The organism is Acidovorax sp. GW821-FHT09B03 (genome assembly GCF_059418305.1).
Genome location: NZ_JBWKPP010000014.1, coordinates 1 through 16,133, shown reverse-complemented (window position 1 = coordinate 16,133; position 16,133 = coordinate 1). Strand labels below are relative to the sequence as shown.

The window sequence follows — 16,133 nt, the reverse complement described above, 5'->3', positions numbered from 1 at the left end:
AGCGAACTCTATTCGGTTTTTGTAGGCTTGGCCAGCCCTTTGCCCGCTAACGGGAGGAGGCTCGCAATCAATGCAGTGTCCATCCCATAGCCATTTTTCAGTGCATAGGTAGCCGTATTATTCATTTGTTGCCGAAACTCCTCAACTTCTGACTCGTGTGAAGACATCCAGTGCTTCCATGGATTAACCTTTTTCAGGAATGCCTGAAAATCCCTGGTTTTATAGAAGTTTTTAAATAAACCTCTAAGTTTTGCCTTCTGCTCTTTCGAAGAATTTTTTCTTTGCTCAATCATTGCCAACAGGCGGATTTTGTCGCCTTTGATATTTAGCTCAGAAATTATAGCACTTGCCAACTGCGTCAAGACTTTTCTAGTGAATTTGACTTCATTGACCCAAATTTCATCATTTGGCGGCAGGTTGAAAAGATGCTCGAAGATTAGCTGATCTGGCGGAAGATCTCCCGGCAAGAATACGATGGTCTTGCAATGGGAGCCTTTACTTCTTGCGTCCGCGTCGAGTATCGACAATACTCTTTTTTGAAAACTCGTCAATTCCTACATCAATCAAATTGACGTAGTTAGTGCACCCTAGGGAAACATTTTTGACCGGCTTTGTAATTTTCTTCACCGGCTGACGCATTGTTAGCTGAAAATAAAAGTCTTGAGCTTCCGCATCTTCGAAATAGACATTTATCAGTGGTGCTTTTGCATTGTCGGCAACAGCGATGGTTGTCGTGTGAATGTCAGCATATATCTCGGGCCAAGAGAAATTATCCATGGCCTGGACAGGCCCAAATGTATCTGTGAGATATAGCGTTTTAAAATTCCTCTTGTAGACCTGACTGAGGCCGTACACGTGTTCAATCATTGTCGGGGAGTGCGAGGTCATTATGACCTGAATTTTCAGATGGTTGCACTCCCTGTGCAGTATGTCGAGGAGTTTGATTTGTGCGGCTGGGAAAAGCCCGGCGTCTGCTTCGTCGATTAGCAGCAGCCCACCTCGATAGTTTGTATACTCTTCTTTTAATTTTCTAAATGAAAATAGCGCCAATGCTATCTGCCCCACATTATCCTCGCCCGTTGAGACTGAGTCTTGATTGTAATTGTCTCCAAAAGTTACAGCTGAATTTACTGTTCCTTTCGTTCCTGCAAAATCGGTTGAGGTCCTGTTCAGCAATTCGTTATTCAGATTCATGAATTCTTCTCGATTTTCCTCCAAATATGCATATTCATGAACCTTGTAGTTCAGGCGGCTGGTAATTGGCATCAAACGACGAAGACTGAGATAAATAACGGGGTGTGTATAATTTCTACTGGTGTTTTTATTGCTGGGCTCGGAAGTGTTGCCCCTCACCACCGGGCGCGCCTTCTTCATTCCAGAATCAGTCGTTCTAGTCGTCAGTTCCAATGACGAGTCATAGTCTGCTTCCGAATATCCGTCGAAAACACTGAAATTAACGGACATTGAAGATGGACTGTCATGTTCTTGAGAGAATCGAAAATGCTCGCCCGGCAACGACTTGAACTGCTTTCCAGTTATCGTTCTAAACGACAAGTCGCTGCCGTCAACGTTGTCTTTTTCAAAGCTAAAGATTTGCGCTGCAATTCCTAGAAGCGAGGACTTCGAAGTGCCATTCTTTCCGCAGATCAGCGTAACTTGATTGCCGAGAGTAAATTTCAAATCCTCAAGCCCGCGAAATTTAATGATGTTCATCGACTTGAGTAGCGTTGCGGTCAACTTATCGCCCATTAACTCACTCCATATTTTTAGTAAAAATTCCCGTATTGGAGATTTCCCAATCTGCCATACTCAAAGAAACGTTCTGAAACACATCATGACGTATTGCCATCAGCATGGCTAGCTTTTCTTCGCCACTCCCAAGACCCCACCGCCCCAAGTAGAACCCACAGGCCCCGACCTGCAGCCCGCGCGCCGGCTTCCAGCCCGACCAGGGCCTCATACCCCCGCCCGTATTTGCCGCAGTACGAAGCCATCCGCACTCGCACCTGCTCGGCCGCCACATCCTGCCCGCGGCACTCCAAATCTCCTTCAGTGCGTGCGTAGCGGCCGGTGTACATGGGCGGGGGTAATGCGATCCCAAGTCTTGAAGCACAGGCCGGCCAGCGAGGCCTCGCCGAAGGGCTGGCGCTTCTTGGGCGCATCGATGGAGCCATGCGCACGGTGATCTGCTGATAGGCAGCAGGATCGCCGCAACGAGCTTGTATGGTTTCGCCGTCAGTAATTGAGATGACAGGACAGAAAAGGGCCGGAATCACTTCTTGGCCAACCGCTCTCGCAACACGTCAGTCTTTGCGACAACCCCCTCCGCGCAGGTCGCCACACGCTCGGTTCCGCACACTCCCACTACGTTATCGTAGAACAACATATCCGGACCTAAGGTCCACACCGCCGAGTACACCGTCGAAGAGTTCGTGGTACCTGGCATCGTGACTATGTGCACTACAACAACGGCATTCGTCGTTGATTCCTGATAGCGCATCAGACTACTTTTGCGAATGCCCTCTTTAACCTGATAGACCAACCGCTGCCCAACTACATCTTCAGACGTGGCCGACACAGCAACAGATCTCGCCTGGGCACATGCCGTTGCGGAACCTGTGGCAAGAGCGATGCCTAAAAGAATGGCTTTCATCTCCCCTCCTTGTTCTAGCTACTCTGGGGTGGCGGTCACATCTTCGTTGCCGACTCTTTCAGCGACTTCTCGCGCTCGGTTGCCTTCTTGTTGAGATGGGACTGGCTGGTGAAGAAAACTGACGTCTGATCAACTGTGTCGGAGCGCTCGCGGAGTTTCAGCGTTACCGACTTACCCTCCCAGTCCAAAGCTTCTGAGGAGAAGGTGGCTCCCATCTTGTTCTGCAGCTTCTCGATCCATGTTCGTGTGGGCTTGCCATACCGCTCCATCAGCAACGCCTTGATGTCCCGGTAGTTGGAGTGCTTCCCATGGAGGATGACTGAGGTCACCACCCCATCGTCCCGGTCTATGTAACCGCCGTCGAACACTGGCACAGGGAAGCCTGCAATGATGATTCCTCCATAGCCAGGCCGTTCCATTGCGCAGACGGCAACTGGGTTCTTCTCCGCATCGGCCTTGACGCCGCCACACTGGCCAATTCGGTCGTTTTCAAGCTTCTGACCGATGGGCACGCCAAACACGGCAGTGGGTTCGTTCGGCCAGCCTGCGGGCTTCTTCTGGGCCAGGGCGGAAAAGACGACCAGGCAGGCCGCTGCGATTGCAATTTTCTTCATCCCTCTCTCCTCGTTCTAGCCACTCTGGGTTGGTGCGCATGGATCCCGAGCCGCCACATGGCATGAAACCTTCAGAATGCCTTCGGAAGTGTCAGCACAGGCGTCGAGGTCAGCGCCGCGCAGTTAATCCCGCTTTGCCGGCCGACGGCGGATTGGATGGAACCGGCAATGCGAACGATGGCTGCGCCCGGTACGAAATCGATGTCATAGGTGACATCGCAGGCGCCGTAGAGATTGGTGCCGAGAAGGATGGCATTGTTGCCTGAGATGCCTCCGGTGGCCACCTCCCACGTCGCGACTGAATTCACCCGTACGACGCCGAGCGCGGTTGTGAACTGAAGGTTGCTGGCCGGCACCGCTGAAAGGCCCACTGCAATCATCGAGGTTCCGTTGGTATGGACGGAAAAATAGGAGCTGCTGCTTGGGTTGAAGTAAATGCCGTCATATGGCCCTGCTGCTTGTGCTGCGCCCGCTACGAGCATGGCCGCGAGGGCCGCTATTTTCTTGAGCATCGAGTTCTCCTCCTGCGCAGTCGGGGCGCTGCGCGTCGCCTGATTTCGGCTCGGCCTCAATTGCAGTGCCGAGTGCACCGCTTGCGACGGCACGAATCGGGGGTTTCCGCCGGAGATAGTACACCGCACTGTTTCAATTTGTATCCACCTCTACGGGTGATAGACAACGCCACAGCGTGGCGCGCAGTTGCACATCATGTCCCTCGGGCCGGTCGATCCCAGCCAGGGCGGACGCAGAAGCACCTACGGGCGAGCCTATGCGGGGCAGAAGTCGGCATGGGGGAGGCCGGTGAGGGACACAAGAATGCAAAGATGCTGCTCCAGGCGTACGGCGGAGTGGGCTGGCAGGAGCCGCCATGACAGCGAGCGCGCCAAGCTGGAACCGGTGGGGAAACAAAAAAGCCACCCGAAGGTGGCTGTTTGCTTTTTCCAAGACTGCTTGTTTGCAGTCTTCTTCAAGATCCCGTTGATTTCTGAAGCTGGTCTCTTCAGAAGGAACCTTGGTAGGCGCGATTGGACTCGAACCAACGACCCCCACCATGTCAAGGTGGTGCTCTAACCAGCTGAGCTACGCGCCTGTGTTGTTCTGTTCAAGACCACGATTATAGCCACAAAAAAAGGTCGTCCTGGAAAGTCTCAGCAAAATTTTGCTAAACATCCTCCAGGCGCCCATCACAACCGCCTTACCGGCGCCGGGCCGACCGAACCCCTTGCACCCCCGCCACAATCCCCAGCACCTTGTTCAGCCGCCCCGAATCCGCCACCTCCACGGTGAAGGTCATCCACGCCGTGCCCTTGACGGACTGGGTCTGCACGCCGATGACGTTGGTCTTCTCGCGCGCAAACACTTCCGATATGTCGCGCAGCAGGCCCTGGCGGTCGGCGGCTTCCACGGCCACGTCCACGGGGTAGACGGCGGGTTTGTCTGCGGCCGTGGCCTTGGGCAGGCCCCAATCGACGTCGATCACGCGCTCTCCGCTCTTGGCGGCCATTTCGCGGAAGTTGCTGCAGTCCGAGCGGTGCACGCTCACGCCCTTGCCGCGCGTGACAAAGCCGCGTATGTCGTCCGGCGGCGCGGGCTTGCAGCACTTGGCCAGCTGGGTCATGAGCGAGTCGATGCCCACCACCAGCACCCCGCCCTTGGGGCTCGATGATTCGTTGCCGCGCGGCTTTTTCAGCAGCAGGTAGTCGTCGCTGTTGGGCGGCGGCTCGGCCGGGCGCAGCACGGTCTCGATGTTGCGCAGCGAGAACTCGTCCTTGCCCACCACCTCGAACAGGGCCTCGGCCGACTTGAAGCCCAGCTGCACGGCCAGGTCGTCGAGCTTCACGGCCGTCTTGCCCTCGCGCTGCAGCAGGCGCTCCACGGCCTCGCGGCCACGGGCCACGGTTTCGTGCGTGGCCTGGGCGTTGAACCAGGCGCGCACCTTGGCCTTGGCACGGTTGCTGGTGAGGTAGCCCAGCTCTGCGTTGAGCCAGTCGCGCGAGGGGCGGCCCTCCTTCACGGTGACGATCTCCACCGTCTGGCCGTTCTGCAGCGGGGTGTTCAGCGGCACCATCACGCCGTCGACCTTGGCGCCGCGGCAGCGGTGGCCCAGGCTGGTGTGCACGCTGTAGGCAAAGTCCACCGGGGTGGCACCCTGGGGCAGGTCGACCACGGCGGCCTCGGGGGTCAGCACGTAAATGCGGTCCTCGAACAGGCCGTTGCTCTTTTGCGCATGGCCGGCCAGGTCGCGCTCCCACGCCAGCAGCTGGCGCAGCACGGCGATCTTGGCGTCGTACTCGCCGGTGGCCGACACGCCCACATAGCCCTTGGCACCCGCCTCCTTGTAGGCCCAGTGCGCGGCCACGCCGTGCTCGGCATGCTCGTGCATGGCCTGGGTGCGGATCTGGATCTCGATGGGCTTGCCGTTGAGGTCGTCGCGCACGATGGTGTGCAGCGACTGGTAGCCGTTGGCCTTGGGCTTGGCGATGTAGTCGTCGAACTCCTCGACGATGGGCGCAAAGCGCTGGTGCACCCAGCTCAGCGCGGCGTAGCAGTCCTTCACCGTGGGCACCACCACGCGCAACGCGCGGATGTCATACACCTGGTCGAAGTTGAGCGACTTGCCGCGCATCTTCTTGACGATGCTGTAGATGTGCTTGGGCCGGCCCTGCACGCTGGCGCTGATGCTGCGCGCACGCAGGTCCGATTCGAGCCGCGCGCGCAGCTGCTCCATGTAGACCTCGCGCTCGCCGCGCTTCTCGTCGAGCAGGCGCGCCACCTCCTTGTAGGTGTCGGGCTCCAGAAAGCGGAAGGACAGGTCTTCGAGCTCCCACTTCACCTGCCAGATGCCCAGGCGGTTGGCCAGTTGGGCAAACACCTGCAGCGACTCGCGCGCCAGGCTGGGCGACATGGGCAGCTTGGTGGCCGCGTGAAAGCGCAGCGTCTGCAGCCGCGAGGCCAGGCGCAGCATGACCACGCGCAGGTCGCGCGAGAAGGCCAGCAGCATCTTGCGCACGTTCTCGGTCTGCAGGGCCGGGTCGTCCAGCGCCTGGGCGCCGCGCGCCTGCTGCTGCACGCGCACGAGCTTGGTGGTCTCTACCGCCAACGCGGCAAAGTTGGCGCCAAAGGCCTTGGTGATCACTTCCTCGGGCTTGTTCAGGTGCACGCACGAGTACACCAGGTAGCTGGCGGCCTGCATGGCTTCGGACCCGCCAATGCTTTTGAGGATGGCGGCCACCGCATCGGCATGGGCCAGGGTGTTCTCGCCGGAGTCCAGCGCTTCGCTGGCGATCAGCGGTTCGGCAAAGGCGCGGGCACGCACCAGCGCATTCACCTGTTCGGGCAAGGTGTGGGCCGTGGCCGCGATCAGCTGGGGTACGGCCTCGGCCGTGTTCAGCAGCGGGCCGGGGGGCGGGGCAAGCGTCTTCATGCGGCGGCAGTACCTTCCTCCGCCAGCAGAAAATCGCGCACCGCCGCCACCTGGTCGGCTGCGACCAGGGTGGGCGCATGGCCCACGCCCGCAAACTCCACCAGTTGCGCACGCGGGCCGCGCGCGGCCATGGCCTGCGCGGTCTCGTGCGAGAGCAGGTCCGACTGCGCGCCGCGCAGCAGCAGGGTGCGCGCGGTGATCTGGTCGTACAGCTGCCACAGGAAGGCTTCGCCCGCGGTGGCGGCCTCCTGCGTCAGGGACCTGAAAGGCACGGCAATGGCCGGGTCGTAGTGCAGCGTGACGCCGCCTTCGGGCAGGCTGCGCACCATGGCGCGCGACAGCTCCAGCCACTGGGCCGGCGTGTGCGGGCCAAAGCTGGTGGAGATGGCCCACATGGCATCGGCCGCCTGCTGCAGCGATTCGAATTTGGCGAGAAAGCCCAGGTACTGGCCGATGCGCTGCAGCGCCTGCCACTGGATCACCGGGCCCACGTCGTTGAGCACCAGGCGGCGCACCGGCACGGGCAGCGGCAGATCGGGCTGGCCCGTAATGCCCATGCCGATCAGCCCGCCCATGCTGGTACCCACCCAGTCGAGCGTGGTGATGGGTGCCTGCTGGTGCAATTGCGCCAGCAGGGCCACCATGTCGGCGCCGTACTGCGGGATCTGGTAGCCCATGGGGTCGGCCAGCCAGTCGCTCTGGCCGCGGCCCACCACGTCGGGGCAGACCACGCGGGCGTGCTGGCTCAATTGACGGGCCAGCACGTCGAAATCGCGCCCCTGGCGCGACAGGCCGTGCACGCAGACGATCACGTGCGGATGCGCGGGGTTGCCCGTGGCATTCCACTCCCAATACGCCATGCGGTGCTGCGGGCCTGTGACAGGCCTGGCGGCAGCAGGGTCTTGACCGGCGGGCACCGCAGCGGCCCCGGGGCCAGGGCACAGTACGTAGTTCAGCGTAGGTTCTATCATGGGTGCGAAATCCGGTAGCGGCACTTGATAATGCCTGCGTTCAATCAGCGCCGGCCAGGAGCCCTGGCAAGGCGTTGCCTTCATCGTAATTCATATTCATCTTTCATTCGGAGTGACACTCATGCTCAAAGGCAAAACGGCCCTCGTCACTGGCTCCACCAGCGGCATCGGCCTCGGTATCGCCAAAGCCCTCGCGCGACAAGGCGCCAACGTGGTACTGAACGGTTTTGGCGATGTGGACACGCCCCGCGCCGAAGTGCTGGCCGCCGGCAAGGAAGCCGGCGCCCAGGTGGCCTACCACGGTGCCGACATGAGCCGCGTGGCCGACATCGAAGACATGATGAAGTACAGCGCCAGCCAGTTCGGCCGCGTGGACATCCTGGTCAACAACGCCGGCATCCAGCACGTGGCCAACGTGGAAGACTTCCCCGTCGAGAAGTGGGACGCCATCATCGCAATCAACCTGTCCAGCGCCTTCCACGCATCGCGCCTGGCCCTGCCCGCCATGAAGGCCGCCAACTGGGGCCGCATCATCAACCTGGCATCGGTGCACGGCCTGGTCGGCTCGGCCCAGAAAGCCGCCTACGTGGCCGCCAAGCACGGCATCGTCGGCCTGACCAAGGTGACCGCACTGGAGAACGCCACCACCGGCGTCACCTGCAACGCGATTTGCCCCGGCTGGGTGCTGACCCCCCTGGTGCAAAAACAGGTGGACGCCAAGGCCGCCGAGCACGGCCTGTCGAACGAAGACGCCAAGAAGCTGCTGCTGGGCGAAAAAGAGCCCTCGATGCAGTTCACCACCCCCGAAGAACTGGGCGAACTGGCCGTGTTCTTCTGCTCCCCCGCCGCCAACAACGTGCGCGGCGTGGCGTGGAACATGGATGGGGGCTGGGCGGCGCAGTAAGCCAGCACCATGCACTGAACGGCTGCGATTTTTATCCGCTGCCATGAGTGCCTGCTGCCAACGGCAGTGCGCTCGCCTCAAAAGCTGACATAAATCCCCCGCCCCGCGCGGACGGCCTGCTGCAACCCGCGCTTGAAGGTACCCAGTGCTCCGCCATCGTCCACATGCCCAAGCACCTGCAGGGACTTGGCGGCACACGGCTGATCCTGGAAGTAACTGCCCATGCGGCCTGGATCGAAGGCCTGGCCGCCCTCTTCCAGCGCGGTGCCCAGCAACGCCTGCCGCTGCACGCCGGGCAGGTCCGGCTCCAGGCCGGCCCACTCTGCGCCGATACCGAAGTCCGCCTTGGGGTCGTAGTAGCGGGTGAGCGCAAAGTCGGCGAGCTCCTGCACATCGCCGGCCTCGAGCTGCGAGCGCCAGTCGGGCGACAGAGGCTCCCCTTCGTACGGGTCCTTGAGCGACGCCCGATGGGTGTCGATGAAAGCCTCCAGGGCCGAGGTACCGCCCTGGGCCAGCGCCTGGCGCAGCGTTGGCGCCAACTGGCGTTCGAATGCGTGCCCATCGAACGCAAACGCCTTGTGGGAAAAGCTCACAGCACGGCTCCTGGCGTGAAACAGAACAGAACGGATGGCCGCCATCTTAGAACCTGTTCGAGGATGGCACGCCAATCCGGAACAAATCGACGGATGGGCTCTTCATTGCGACGGAAGGCCGCGGCCACACGCCGTTGGCGCATACATTGGCTGAACGGAGGGGGTCAACAACACACGGGTGCGTCGCGCCATGCCCACTGCGGACCGCTGTCCGCGCCCCGCTCCACCGCCCCGCCCATTCCCCCAACGACCCTCGGGCGTGCCACGCCTGTCTTGCCCATGCCCACCCTGCGTTTCGTACCCCTGGCCGAAGTGGCCCACCTGCTCCCTGCCGATGGCCCGACCGCCGCGCAATGGCAGTCGGAGCCCGACACCCTGGCCGAGGCCACTGTGGCCTGGGTCAGCGGTGACCTGCAGTTGCCCGCGCTGGACCTGGACGCGCCCCTTCAGCCCGGCAGCGCGCTGCGCGCCCTGGCCCAGGCCAGCTCCGGTCTGCCAGGGCCGCCCCCAGGTCATCTGTACCTCGTGCTCATCGAAGGCAATCTGCAGATCGACGGGGCACTGAGCGGTGGCGACGCCTATGGCAGCAGCCACCTCACCGTGCTGGGCAATGCGCAGCTGCAGCACGCCGTGGTGGAAGGACTGCTACTGCATGTGCAGGGCACGCTGCAGGTCGACGGCCTGCTGTGGGCCCACGGCGAGCCAGGCGAACTGCACGTGGACGGCGGCCTTGCGGCGCGCGTGGCGCTGTTCACCGAAGACTGCGCCGTGCACATCGACGGTGATGAGGAAGTGGAGTTTCTGCTCGACGAGGTGCGCGGCGTACCGAACCTGGTGGAGTTCTCCAACGAGGCCGCAGGCCTGGTGTTTTTCCCGGGCTTCTACAACGGCATCGACGATGGCGAAGGCGGCCTGGCCGACCTGCTGGACCGCGACCGTGTGTTGGCCGCCGTGCGTGCAGGCCAGAGCCCGGTGCGCAGCAGCCGCGACATCCACGCCGACCTGCCCCTGGCCGACGACCTGTTTGCCGACGAGGCCATCAGCGCGGCCAATATCCAGGCCATGGTGAACTCGCCCGTGCTGGAGGGTGATGATGAGGAGCACACCGACGGCTGGTTCGGGCAGACCCATTTCTCGCTGTGCCGCCGCCATGTGGACGCGGAAGGCACGCAGCATGACGACCGGGTGTACATCACGGTGTGGAAGACCTGGGAGTTCTACCTGGCTGTGCCGCAGGCTTGCGCAACCCCGGGCCGGGCCACGCGGCGCCGGCGTGCTGCGGCAGCAGTCGAGTCCATCACCCTGCTGTACCGCGAGTTCACCGATGGCGAACCCGGCGAATGGACCACGCTGGACGAAGACGCCGACGAGGAGGTGCACGAGGCCTGCGAAGCAGCATGGCGCGGCGTGCTCGACTATGTGCGCCGCGCCGTGGGCCAGGCGCGCGCGGGCTACCCGCTGCACCAGCGGCTGAAGGCAGAGCTCAGCGCCCAGCGCATCGAACGCATCACCCGCCTGCCCGTGTTCACCCACGAGTACAACGACTGGTGGGACGCCGACAAGCGCGGCACTTGGTTCGACGACGTGTGGCTGGGCGCACGCCAGCCCGCCATGCACGATGGCGAGTTCTGGTGCCGCGCGCTCGATGTGAGCTGGGAGAACGGCGAGGACGCCCCAGGCGACGTGGAGCACGACGCCCACGGCAACTACCAGATCGACATCGACCGGCCAGGCGAGGGCCGGGAGCCGGTGGAGTTCACCTACAGCCAGCGGCAAAGCGAACACCGGCCGCCGCTGCCACGCGGTGCAGCCGACCACTGCGCGCGGCTGCTGCGCCTGGTGGGCATGGCGGAGGCATCGCTGCTGGAGGCGCACGACAAGCAGTTGGCCGAGCGGGCCCAGGAGCAGGCCCAGAACGCCGAGACCCGGCGCATCGAAGCCGCGGTGCAGCTGCTGGCAACGCCGCCGCTGGCCCCTGGTTTGCCGGATACGGCCGTGTTCCCGCCCGAACTGCTGCGGCTGTCCGGGGAATGGCAGGCCGGTGGCCAGGCCTATGTGGCGGCCGTCCTCGCCCATCAGCGCGCGGCGCAGGCAGCCGCCGCTGCCGCCGAAGCGGCCGGTTACCAGCCACCACGGTGGGACGACGAGGCCGGCGCAGGGCAGCAAGGCGCCGGCGACCCGCTGCCCGACGACCCGCGCGGGGCCAGCGCCGCCACGGTGCTGCAGCTGGCCCGGGTGGTGAGCCGCCAGGCGGACGAAGCCCTCACCGGGCGGTTTCGCCGGCGCTTTGCGTTTGCGCCCGATGCCTATGCCGCCCTGGCGTCGGAACAGGGGCAGTGCATCGGCCCGGTGTTCCAGCTGGCGGACGGTGCCGGCACGGTGCTGCGCAGGGGTGCCGACTACAGCCCCGACTTGCACTGGGTGCAGCTGCAGGGCCCGGCGCTCACACCACTGCCGGCGCTCAAGGGCCTGGGCCGCTCGCACGACGGGCGCTGCTATGCGCAGAGCGATGGCACGCACATCACCACGCACCAGGGCTTTGGCGGGCCCCAGATCGCGCAACTGCCGCTGCCGCAGGGCAACGAGGGGCTGCCCACCGCGCTGGGCCTGTCCGCAGGCGCGCTGGGCCAGCGCTGCGACGAGCTCATCCCCTTCAACGACGGCCAGCGCGCGCTGCTGCGCAACCCCACGGGCGTGTACCTGCTCACACCCGGCGGCGTGCAGCGCATCCACCCGCAGGAGTTCGAGGAAGACGGCCCCTGCAGCTGGCCCAAGAACCAGCTGCAGGAGGGGGTGGAGAACGGCGCGGACGCCAGTGATGATGGCGAAGACGACGACCAGGATGGCGGGGACGAGAACACCGGCCCCCGCCAGCTGGCGCTGGACATGCTGCACATGGCGCTGTCGCCCGACGAGCGGCACATTGCCCTGGGCGACCAGGACAGCATGCACATCCTGCTCGACGCGCAGGGCCGGGTGCTGCGCACGCTGATGACCGAGTCCTACCCGCACCACACCCGCTTCTCGCACGACGGCGCGCTGCTGTGGGCCAACTCCTGCCACTTCTACAACGGCTACACCGTGGCCAGCCGCGTGGGCGATGCACAGGACAGCGAGGGCACACCGTTCGACACCGAATGCCGCGTCTACGCATCGGCCACGCTGCCGGGCATGGTGATCATGGGCGACGCCTATGGCTACCTGCACGCCCGGGACGACAGCGGCAAGGCACTGTGGCGCCACTACATCGGCGGCACCATCAGCGCGCTGGAGGTGTCGCCCGACGGCAGCCTGCTGCTGGTCGGCACCAGTGGCGGCTACCTGGTGCGGCTGGAGCGGCGCACACAGGCCGACGCCATGGTGGGCGCGGACCCCTACGCCATCGGCACATCACCGTATGTGGAACTGCGCCGCTGGGTCTTCTGGGGCAACGAGGCCGCACCGCTGCGCTGGTGAGCCTCTCAGGCCACCACTTCGGGCAGCTGCGTGCAGTGCTCGAAGAAGGCCGCCAGCTCGGTCACCTTGTCGAACACCGCGTCGGCACCCAGTGCGAGGCAGCGTGCGCGCATCTCCGGCGTGGCATGGTTGGAAAGCACGAGCACATGCTGGTCTGGCGAGCGCGGCCCGACGGCCTGCAGCACATCGAGGCCCGAGCCCTGGCCCAGGTGCAGGTCCACCACCAGCAGGTGCCACTTGCCGCGCCAGCGCGCCAGCGCCTGCCCGGCCCCTTTCGATGTCTTGGCAATGGCAACCACCTGGGCGTTGGCCGTTTCTTCCAGCGCCGGGACCAGGGTGTCGCAGATGGGTTTGTTGTCTTCTACAAGAAGGGTGATGAGGGACATCTTCAATGGGAATGCAGCGCCCGGCAAAGGCGCTGCATGGGCTTCATTCAATGGTTGGGCTGGGCGCAATGGCCTGTGTCGGAACGCGGTGCGTGCATGCACGCGGCCGCACCGGCGGTGCGGGCGCTGCAGTGCCGGGGGGCCTGTGCGGGTACCCGTATCAGGCGCTGATCGGAAAGGTCAGCGGGGCCTCCAGCGCAATCTCCTGCACCCGCACGTCCATCAGCGTGATTTCGAGCGGGCCGTAGTACGACAGGAACGCGACGTCTGCCGCATCCCGGCCGTAGGCTACCACGATGCGCCCGCCCCTTGCATGGGCCTGGGTTCCGTCGAACGCATACCACCGGTCTCCCACGAAGGCCTCGAACCAGGCGTGCATGTCCATGGGATCGAGTTCGTGCAGGTAGCCCACCACGTAGCGCGCCGGGATATCGAGGGCCCGGCACAGGCCGATGGCCACGTGCGAGAAATCGCGGCACACGCCCGCGCCGTCGTTCAGGGTGTCCAGCGCATCGGTGGTGCCGCTGCTGACGTTGTAGCGGTACTCCAGGTTGTGGTGCACCCAGCTGCGGATGGCCTCGACCTGGCCGTAGCCCGGCGAGGCATCGCCCACGATCTCGCGCGCCTTGTCCTGCATCTTGTCGGACGGGCAGTAGCGGCTTTGCAGCAGGTACTTGAGCGCCTCGAACGGCAGGTCTTCCACCGGCACGGCCTTGGCACTGCCGTCCACCGCGATGTGCGTGTCGGTGATCATGATCATGTCGACCTCGATGCGCATCTGGCCCTGCGGAATCTTCAGCCGCTGGCACAGGTTGCCATGGTCGTCCACATACTCCGTCATCGGCACGACCGGAGTCAGCTCGTAGCGCTCCTGCACCATCCACTGCGCATCCCCGCTTCTTGGGCGCAGCACCGCCACCACGGCACAGTCTGCGTCGGCGGACAGTGTCATGTGGCAGGTGGCGTGCAGCTTGACGAAGGTTTGGTTCATCCAGCGAGTCTAGGGGCTGGCACTGGGTGCGGGGACCCGCAATGCCCCTCCAACGCGCTGGATGCGCCTGCGCATGGGCTGGGCGGGCCGCTTCACGCCGCGAGCGCCACCTGCGCGGACCGCCGCACCGCGCGCACGAACTCCGGCAAAAAGGTGCGCCGCGCCCCGTTCGGGAACTCCACCGTCACCCCATGCGCATTGGCCTCGACCACCTGGCCGGTGCCATAGCGCTTGGCGCGCACGGCCTCGCCGCCGGTGAAGGCCGGCTTGGCGCTCGTCGGCTGCGTGCGCACCTCGATGGGCTGCTCTGGCGTGGCCACGGCCGGCGCCAGGCGCGACAGCGCGGCAATGCGCAGGCAGTTGTCGCAGCGGCCACAACCATCGGCGGCAGCAGACTCGTCGCCCAGTGCCGACAGCACCGCCTGCCAACGGCAACTGCCGCTCTGGGAGTAGGCCACCATGGCCTCCAGCGTCGCGCTGTCCTGCTCGCGGCGGCTGCGGTAGCTGGCCAGCAGGGGTTCCAGCGCCGCATCGTCCAGTTCGCGGGCCAGGGTGAAACGGCCGGCCCGGTCGCGCCGCACCACCTTGTGGCTGCGCAGCAGGCTCAGCGCCACCAGGGCCTTGGCCCGGGGGCTCGACACGGCGTCGACCATTGCATCGGCCGTCCAGCCCCCTTCGGGTGCCGTGTGCAGCAGTGCGGCATGCACGGCCTGCAGGTCATCCAGCGTGGGATATCGGCCCGAGGCGAAGAACTGCTGCAGCGCGCGATCCTGTCGCACGTAGAGCAGCGTGCAATGCGAGTCGTTACCGTCGCGCCCTGCGCGACCGGCCTCCTGGTAGTAGGCGTCCACGCTGGCGGGCATCTGGTAGTGCAGCACGAAGCGGATGTCCGGCTTGTCGATGCCCAGGCCGAAGGCGTTGGTGGCCACCATCACGCGCACCCTGCCGTCCATGAAGTCGTCCTGCGCCTGCGTGCGCTGCGCAGCGGGCAGGCGTCCGTGGTACAGGCCGACGCTTTCGCCAGCGGCGGCCAGTTTGGCGTGCAGCTCCTGCGCATTCTTGACCGTGGCGGTATAGACGATGGCCGGGCCCTGGCTGGCCGCCACCAGTTGCAGCGCACGCGGCAGCCGGTCGGCAGCGCGGCCCAGTTGCTCCACCGCCAGCTGCAGGTTGGGCCGGTAGGCGCCGGTCTGCACCACGTTGGCCGCGGCAATGCCGAACTGGGACACGATCTCCTTCATCACCGCCGGCTTGGCCGTGGCCGTGAGCGCCAGAACCGTGGGCCGCCCCAGCGCGCGCACGGCCGGCGCGATCTCCAGGAAGGCGGGCCGAAAGTCGTGGCCCCACTGGGCGATGCAGTGCGCCTCATCCACCACCAGCAGGCTCACCGTGTGCCGGGCCAGCGCGGCTATCAGCGCCGGGTCGGCCATCTGCTCGGGCGTGGTCAGCACGATGCGCGCGCTGCCGCTCTCGATGGCCTGGCGCGCCGCGGCCAGCTCATCGCTGCCGATGGCGCTGTTGACTTGCACCACGGCCACGCCCAAGGCGCGCAAGGCGTCGCACTGGTCCTTCATCAGTGCGACCAGGGGCGACACCACGACGGTGGTGCCCGGCAGCAGCAGGGCCGGCAACTGGTAGCACAGCGACTTGCCCGCGCCGGTGGGCATCACCGCCAGCGTGCTGGCACCCTGCAGCACGCGCTGCACCACGTCCAGCTGGCCGGGGCGCAGGCGCTGGAAGCCGAAGACCTTGCGCAGGGTTTTCTGGATGGCGTCGGGGCTGGCGATAGCGATGGATGCAGGGGCCGAGGGGGGCTGGGCGGTCTTGCGGCTGGTGGTGGTGTGGGTGCTCATGTCGGGCCTGCGCTGGCGGTTGTGGTGCTGCGTGTGATGGGGCCGATTGTGGGAAGGCACGACCCGCGCCCCGCGCCGGAATGCCGCGCACGAGCGTGTAAGACAGCATGCGCTGTTCGAGCGCTGCGAATGTGGGGGTTGATGGTTGATGATTGGGAGTTGGGAGTTGGGAGTTGGTGGTTGATGACGCATGCTTTTGCAGAGGGCGGAGGCCGGGGTGTGCGCCCGGCGGCGCACCTACCTTCTTTTGCTTCGCCAAAAGAACGTAGGCCAAGAAAAGGCGACCCC

Annotated in this window: 13 protein-coding genes and 1 tRNA gene; 2 read left to right on the top strand and 12 right to left on the bottom strand. The window is 64.2% G+C overall.

All coding sequences use genetic code 11. The annotated features are described in order from the left end of the window. Positions 1-8 precede the first annotated feature (8 nt). The 8 genes from AC07PA_RS22050 to AC07PA_RS22015 all read right to left on the bottom strand — a co-directional run bounded on the left by AC07PA_RS22050 (position 9) and on the right by AC07PA_RS22015 (position 7,662). The gene (locus AC07PA_RS22050; protein WP_494606535.1) at positions 9-527 is read right to left on the bottom strand and encodes a hypothetical protein; all 519 of its coding nucleotides are present in this window, start codon (positions 525-527) and stop codon (positions 9-11) included. Beyond that, complete coding sequence (locus AC07PA_RS22045; RefSeq protein ID WP_494606537.1) at positions 496-1,749, bottom strand: AAA family ATPase; 1,254 nt, start codon at positions 1,747-1,749, stop codon at positions 496-498. The genes AC07PA_RS22050 and AC07PA_RS22045 overlap by 32 nt, the downstream gene beginning before the upstream one ends. Positions 1,750-2,272: 523 nt before the next feature. After that, positions 2,273-2,653 (bottom strand): hypothetical protein, encoded by a 381-nt coding sequence (locus tag AC07PA_RS22040; protein WP_494606539.1) that lies wholly within the window; start codon positions 2,651-2,653, stop codon positions 2,273-2,275. A gap of 35 nt (positions 2,654-2,688) precedes the next feature. Then, the gene (locus AC07PA_RS22035; RefSeq protein ID WP_494606540.1) at positions 2,689-3,267 is read right to left on the bottom strand and encodes a hypothetical protein; all 579 of its coding nucleotides are present in this window, start codon (positions 3,265-3,267) and stop codon (positions 2,689-2,691) included. A 71-nt stretch (positions 3,268-3,338) separates the two neighbouring features. Next, positions 3,339-3,779: a hypothetical protein gene (locus tag AC07PA_RS22030; protein ID WP_494606542.1), complete on the bottom strand. Its 441-nt coding sequence runs from the start codon at positions 3,777-3,779 to the stop codon at positions 3,339-3,341. Between the two features lie 501 nt (positions 3,780-4,280). Continuing rightward, positions 4,281-4,357: transfer RNA gene (locus tag AC07PA_RS22025), tRNA-Val, on the bottom strand. A 105-nt stretch (positions 4,358-4,462) separates the two neighbouring features. Then, on the bottom strand, positions 4,463-6,691 hold the full coding sequence (locus AC07PA_RS22020; RefSeq protein WP_494606544.1) for a RelA/SpoT family protein: 2,229 nt from the start codon (positions 6,689-6,691) through the stop codon (positions 4,463-4,465). Next, positions 6,688-7,662, bottom strand: coding sequence for an alpha/beta fold hydrolase (locus AC07PA_RS22015; protein WP_494606546.1), 975 nt, complete (start codon positions 7,660-7,662; stop codon positions 6,688-6,690). Before AC07PA_RS22015 ends, AC07PA_RS22020 begins: the two co-directional genes overlap by 4 nt. Positions 7,663-7,783: 121 nt before the next feature. On the opposite strand from AC07PA_RS22015, the gene AC07PA_RS22010 reads away from it, so the two are divergent. Continuing rightward, positions 7,784-8,566: a 3-hydroxybutyrate dehydrogenase gene (locus tag AC07PA_RS22010; RefSeq protein ID WP_007858353.1), complete on the top strand. Its 783-nt coding sequence runs from the start codon at positions 7,784-7,786 to the stop codon at positions 8,564-8,566. Positions 8,567-8,643: 77 nt separating this feature from the next. Here the strand turns inward: AC07PA_RS22010 and AC07PA_RS22005 are convergent, their stop codons facing one another. Continuing rightward, positions 8,644-9,159 (bottom strand): hypothetical protein, encoded by a 516-nt coding sequence (locus AC07PA_RS22005; RefSeq protein ID WP_494606548.1) that lies wholly within the window; start codon positions 9,157-9,159, stop codon positions 8,644-8,646. A 279-nt stretch (positions 9,160-9,438) separates the two neighbouring features. Between AC07PA_RS22005 and AC07PA_RS22000 the strand changes: the two genes are divergently transcribed. Next, a complete protein-coding gene (locus AC07PA_RS22000; RefSeq protein ID WP_494606550.1) occupies positions 9,439-12,615 on the top strand; it encodes a WD40 repeat domain-containing protein in 3,177 nt (1,058 codons plus the stop codon). A 5-nt stretch (positions 12,616-12,620) separates the two neighbouring features. Here the strand turns inward: AC07PA_RS22000 and AC07PA_RS21995 are convergent, their stop codons facing one another. The 3 genes from AC07PA_RS21995 to AC07PA_RS21985 all read right to left on the bottom strand — a co-directional run bounded on the left by AC07PA_RS21995 (position 12,621) and on the right by AC07PA_RS21985 (position 15,845). Next, positions 12,621-13,001: a response regulator gene (locus tag AC07PA_RS21995; RefSeq protein WP_494606552.1), complete on the bottom strand. Its 381-nt coding sequence runs from the start codon at positions 12,999-13,001 to the stop codon at positions 12,621-12,623. A gap of 160 nt (positions 13,002-13,161) precedes the next feature. Then, a complete protein-coding gene (locus AC07PA_RS21990) occupies positions 13,162-13,992 on the bottom strand; it encodes a transglutaminase-like domain-containing protein (RefSeq protein ID WP_494606554.1) in 831 nt (276 codons plus the stop codon). 92 nt (positions 13,993-14,084) lie between these two features. Further along, entirely contained in the window at positions 14,085-15,845 is a 1,761-nt protein-coding gene (locus AC07PA_RS21985; RefSeq protein ID WP_494606556.1) for a RecQ family ATP-dependent DNA helicase, read from the bottom strand. Positions 15,846-16,133 lie beyond the last annotated feature (288 nt).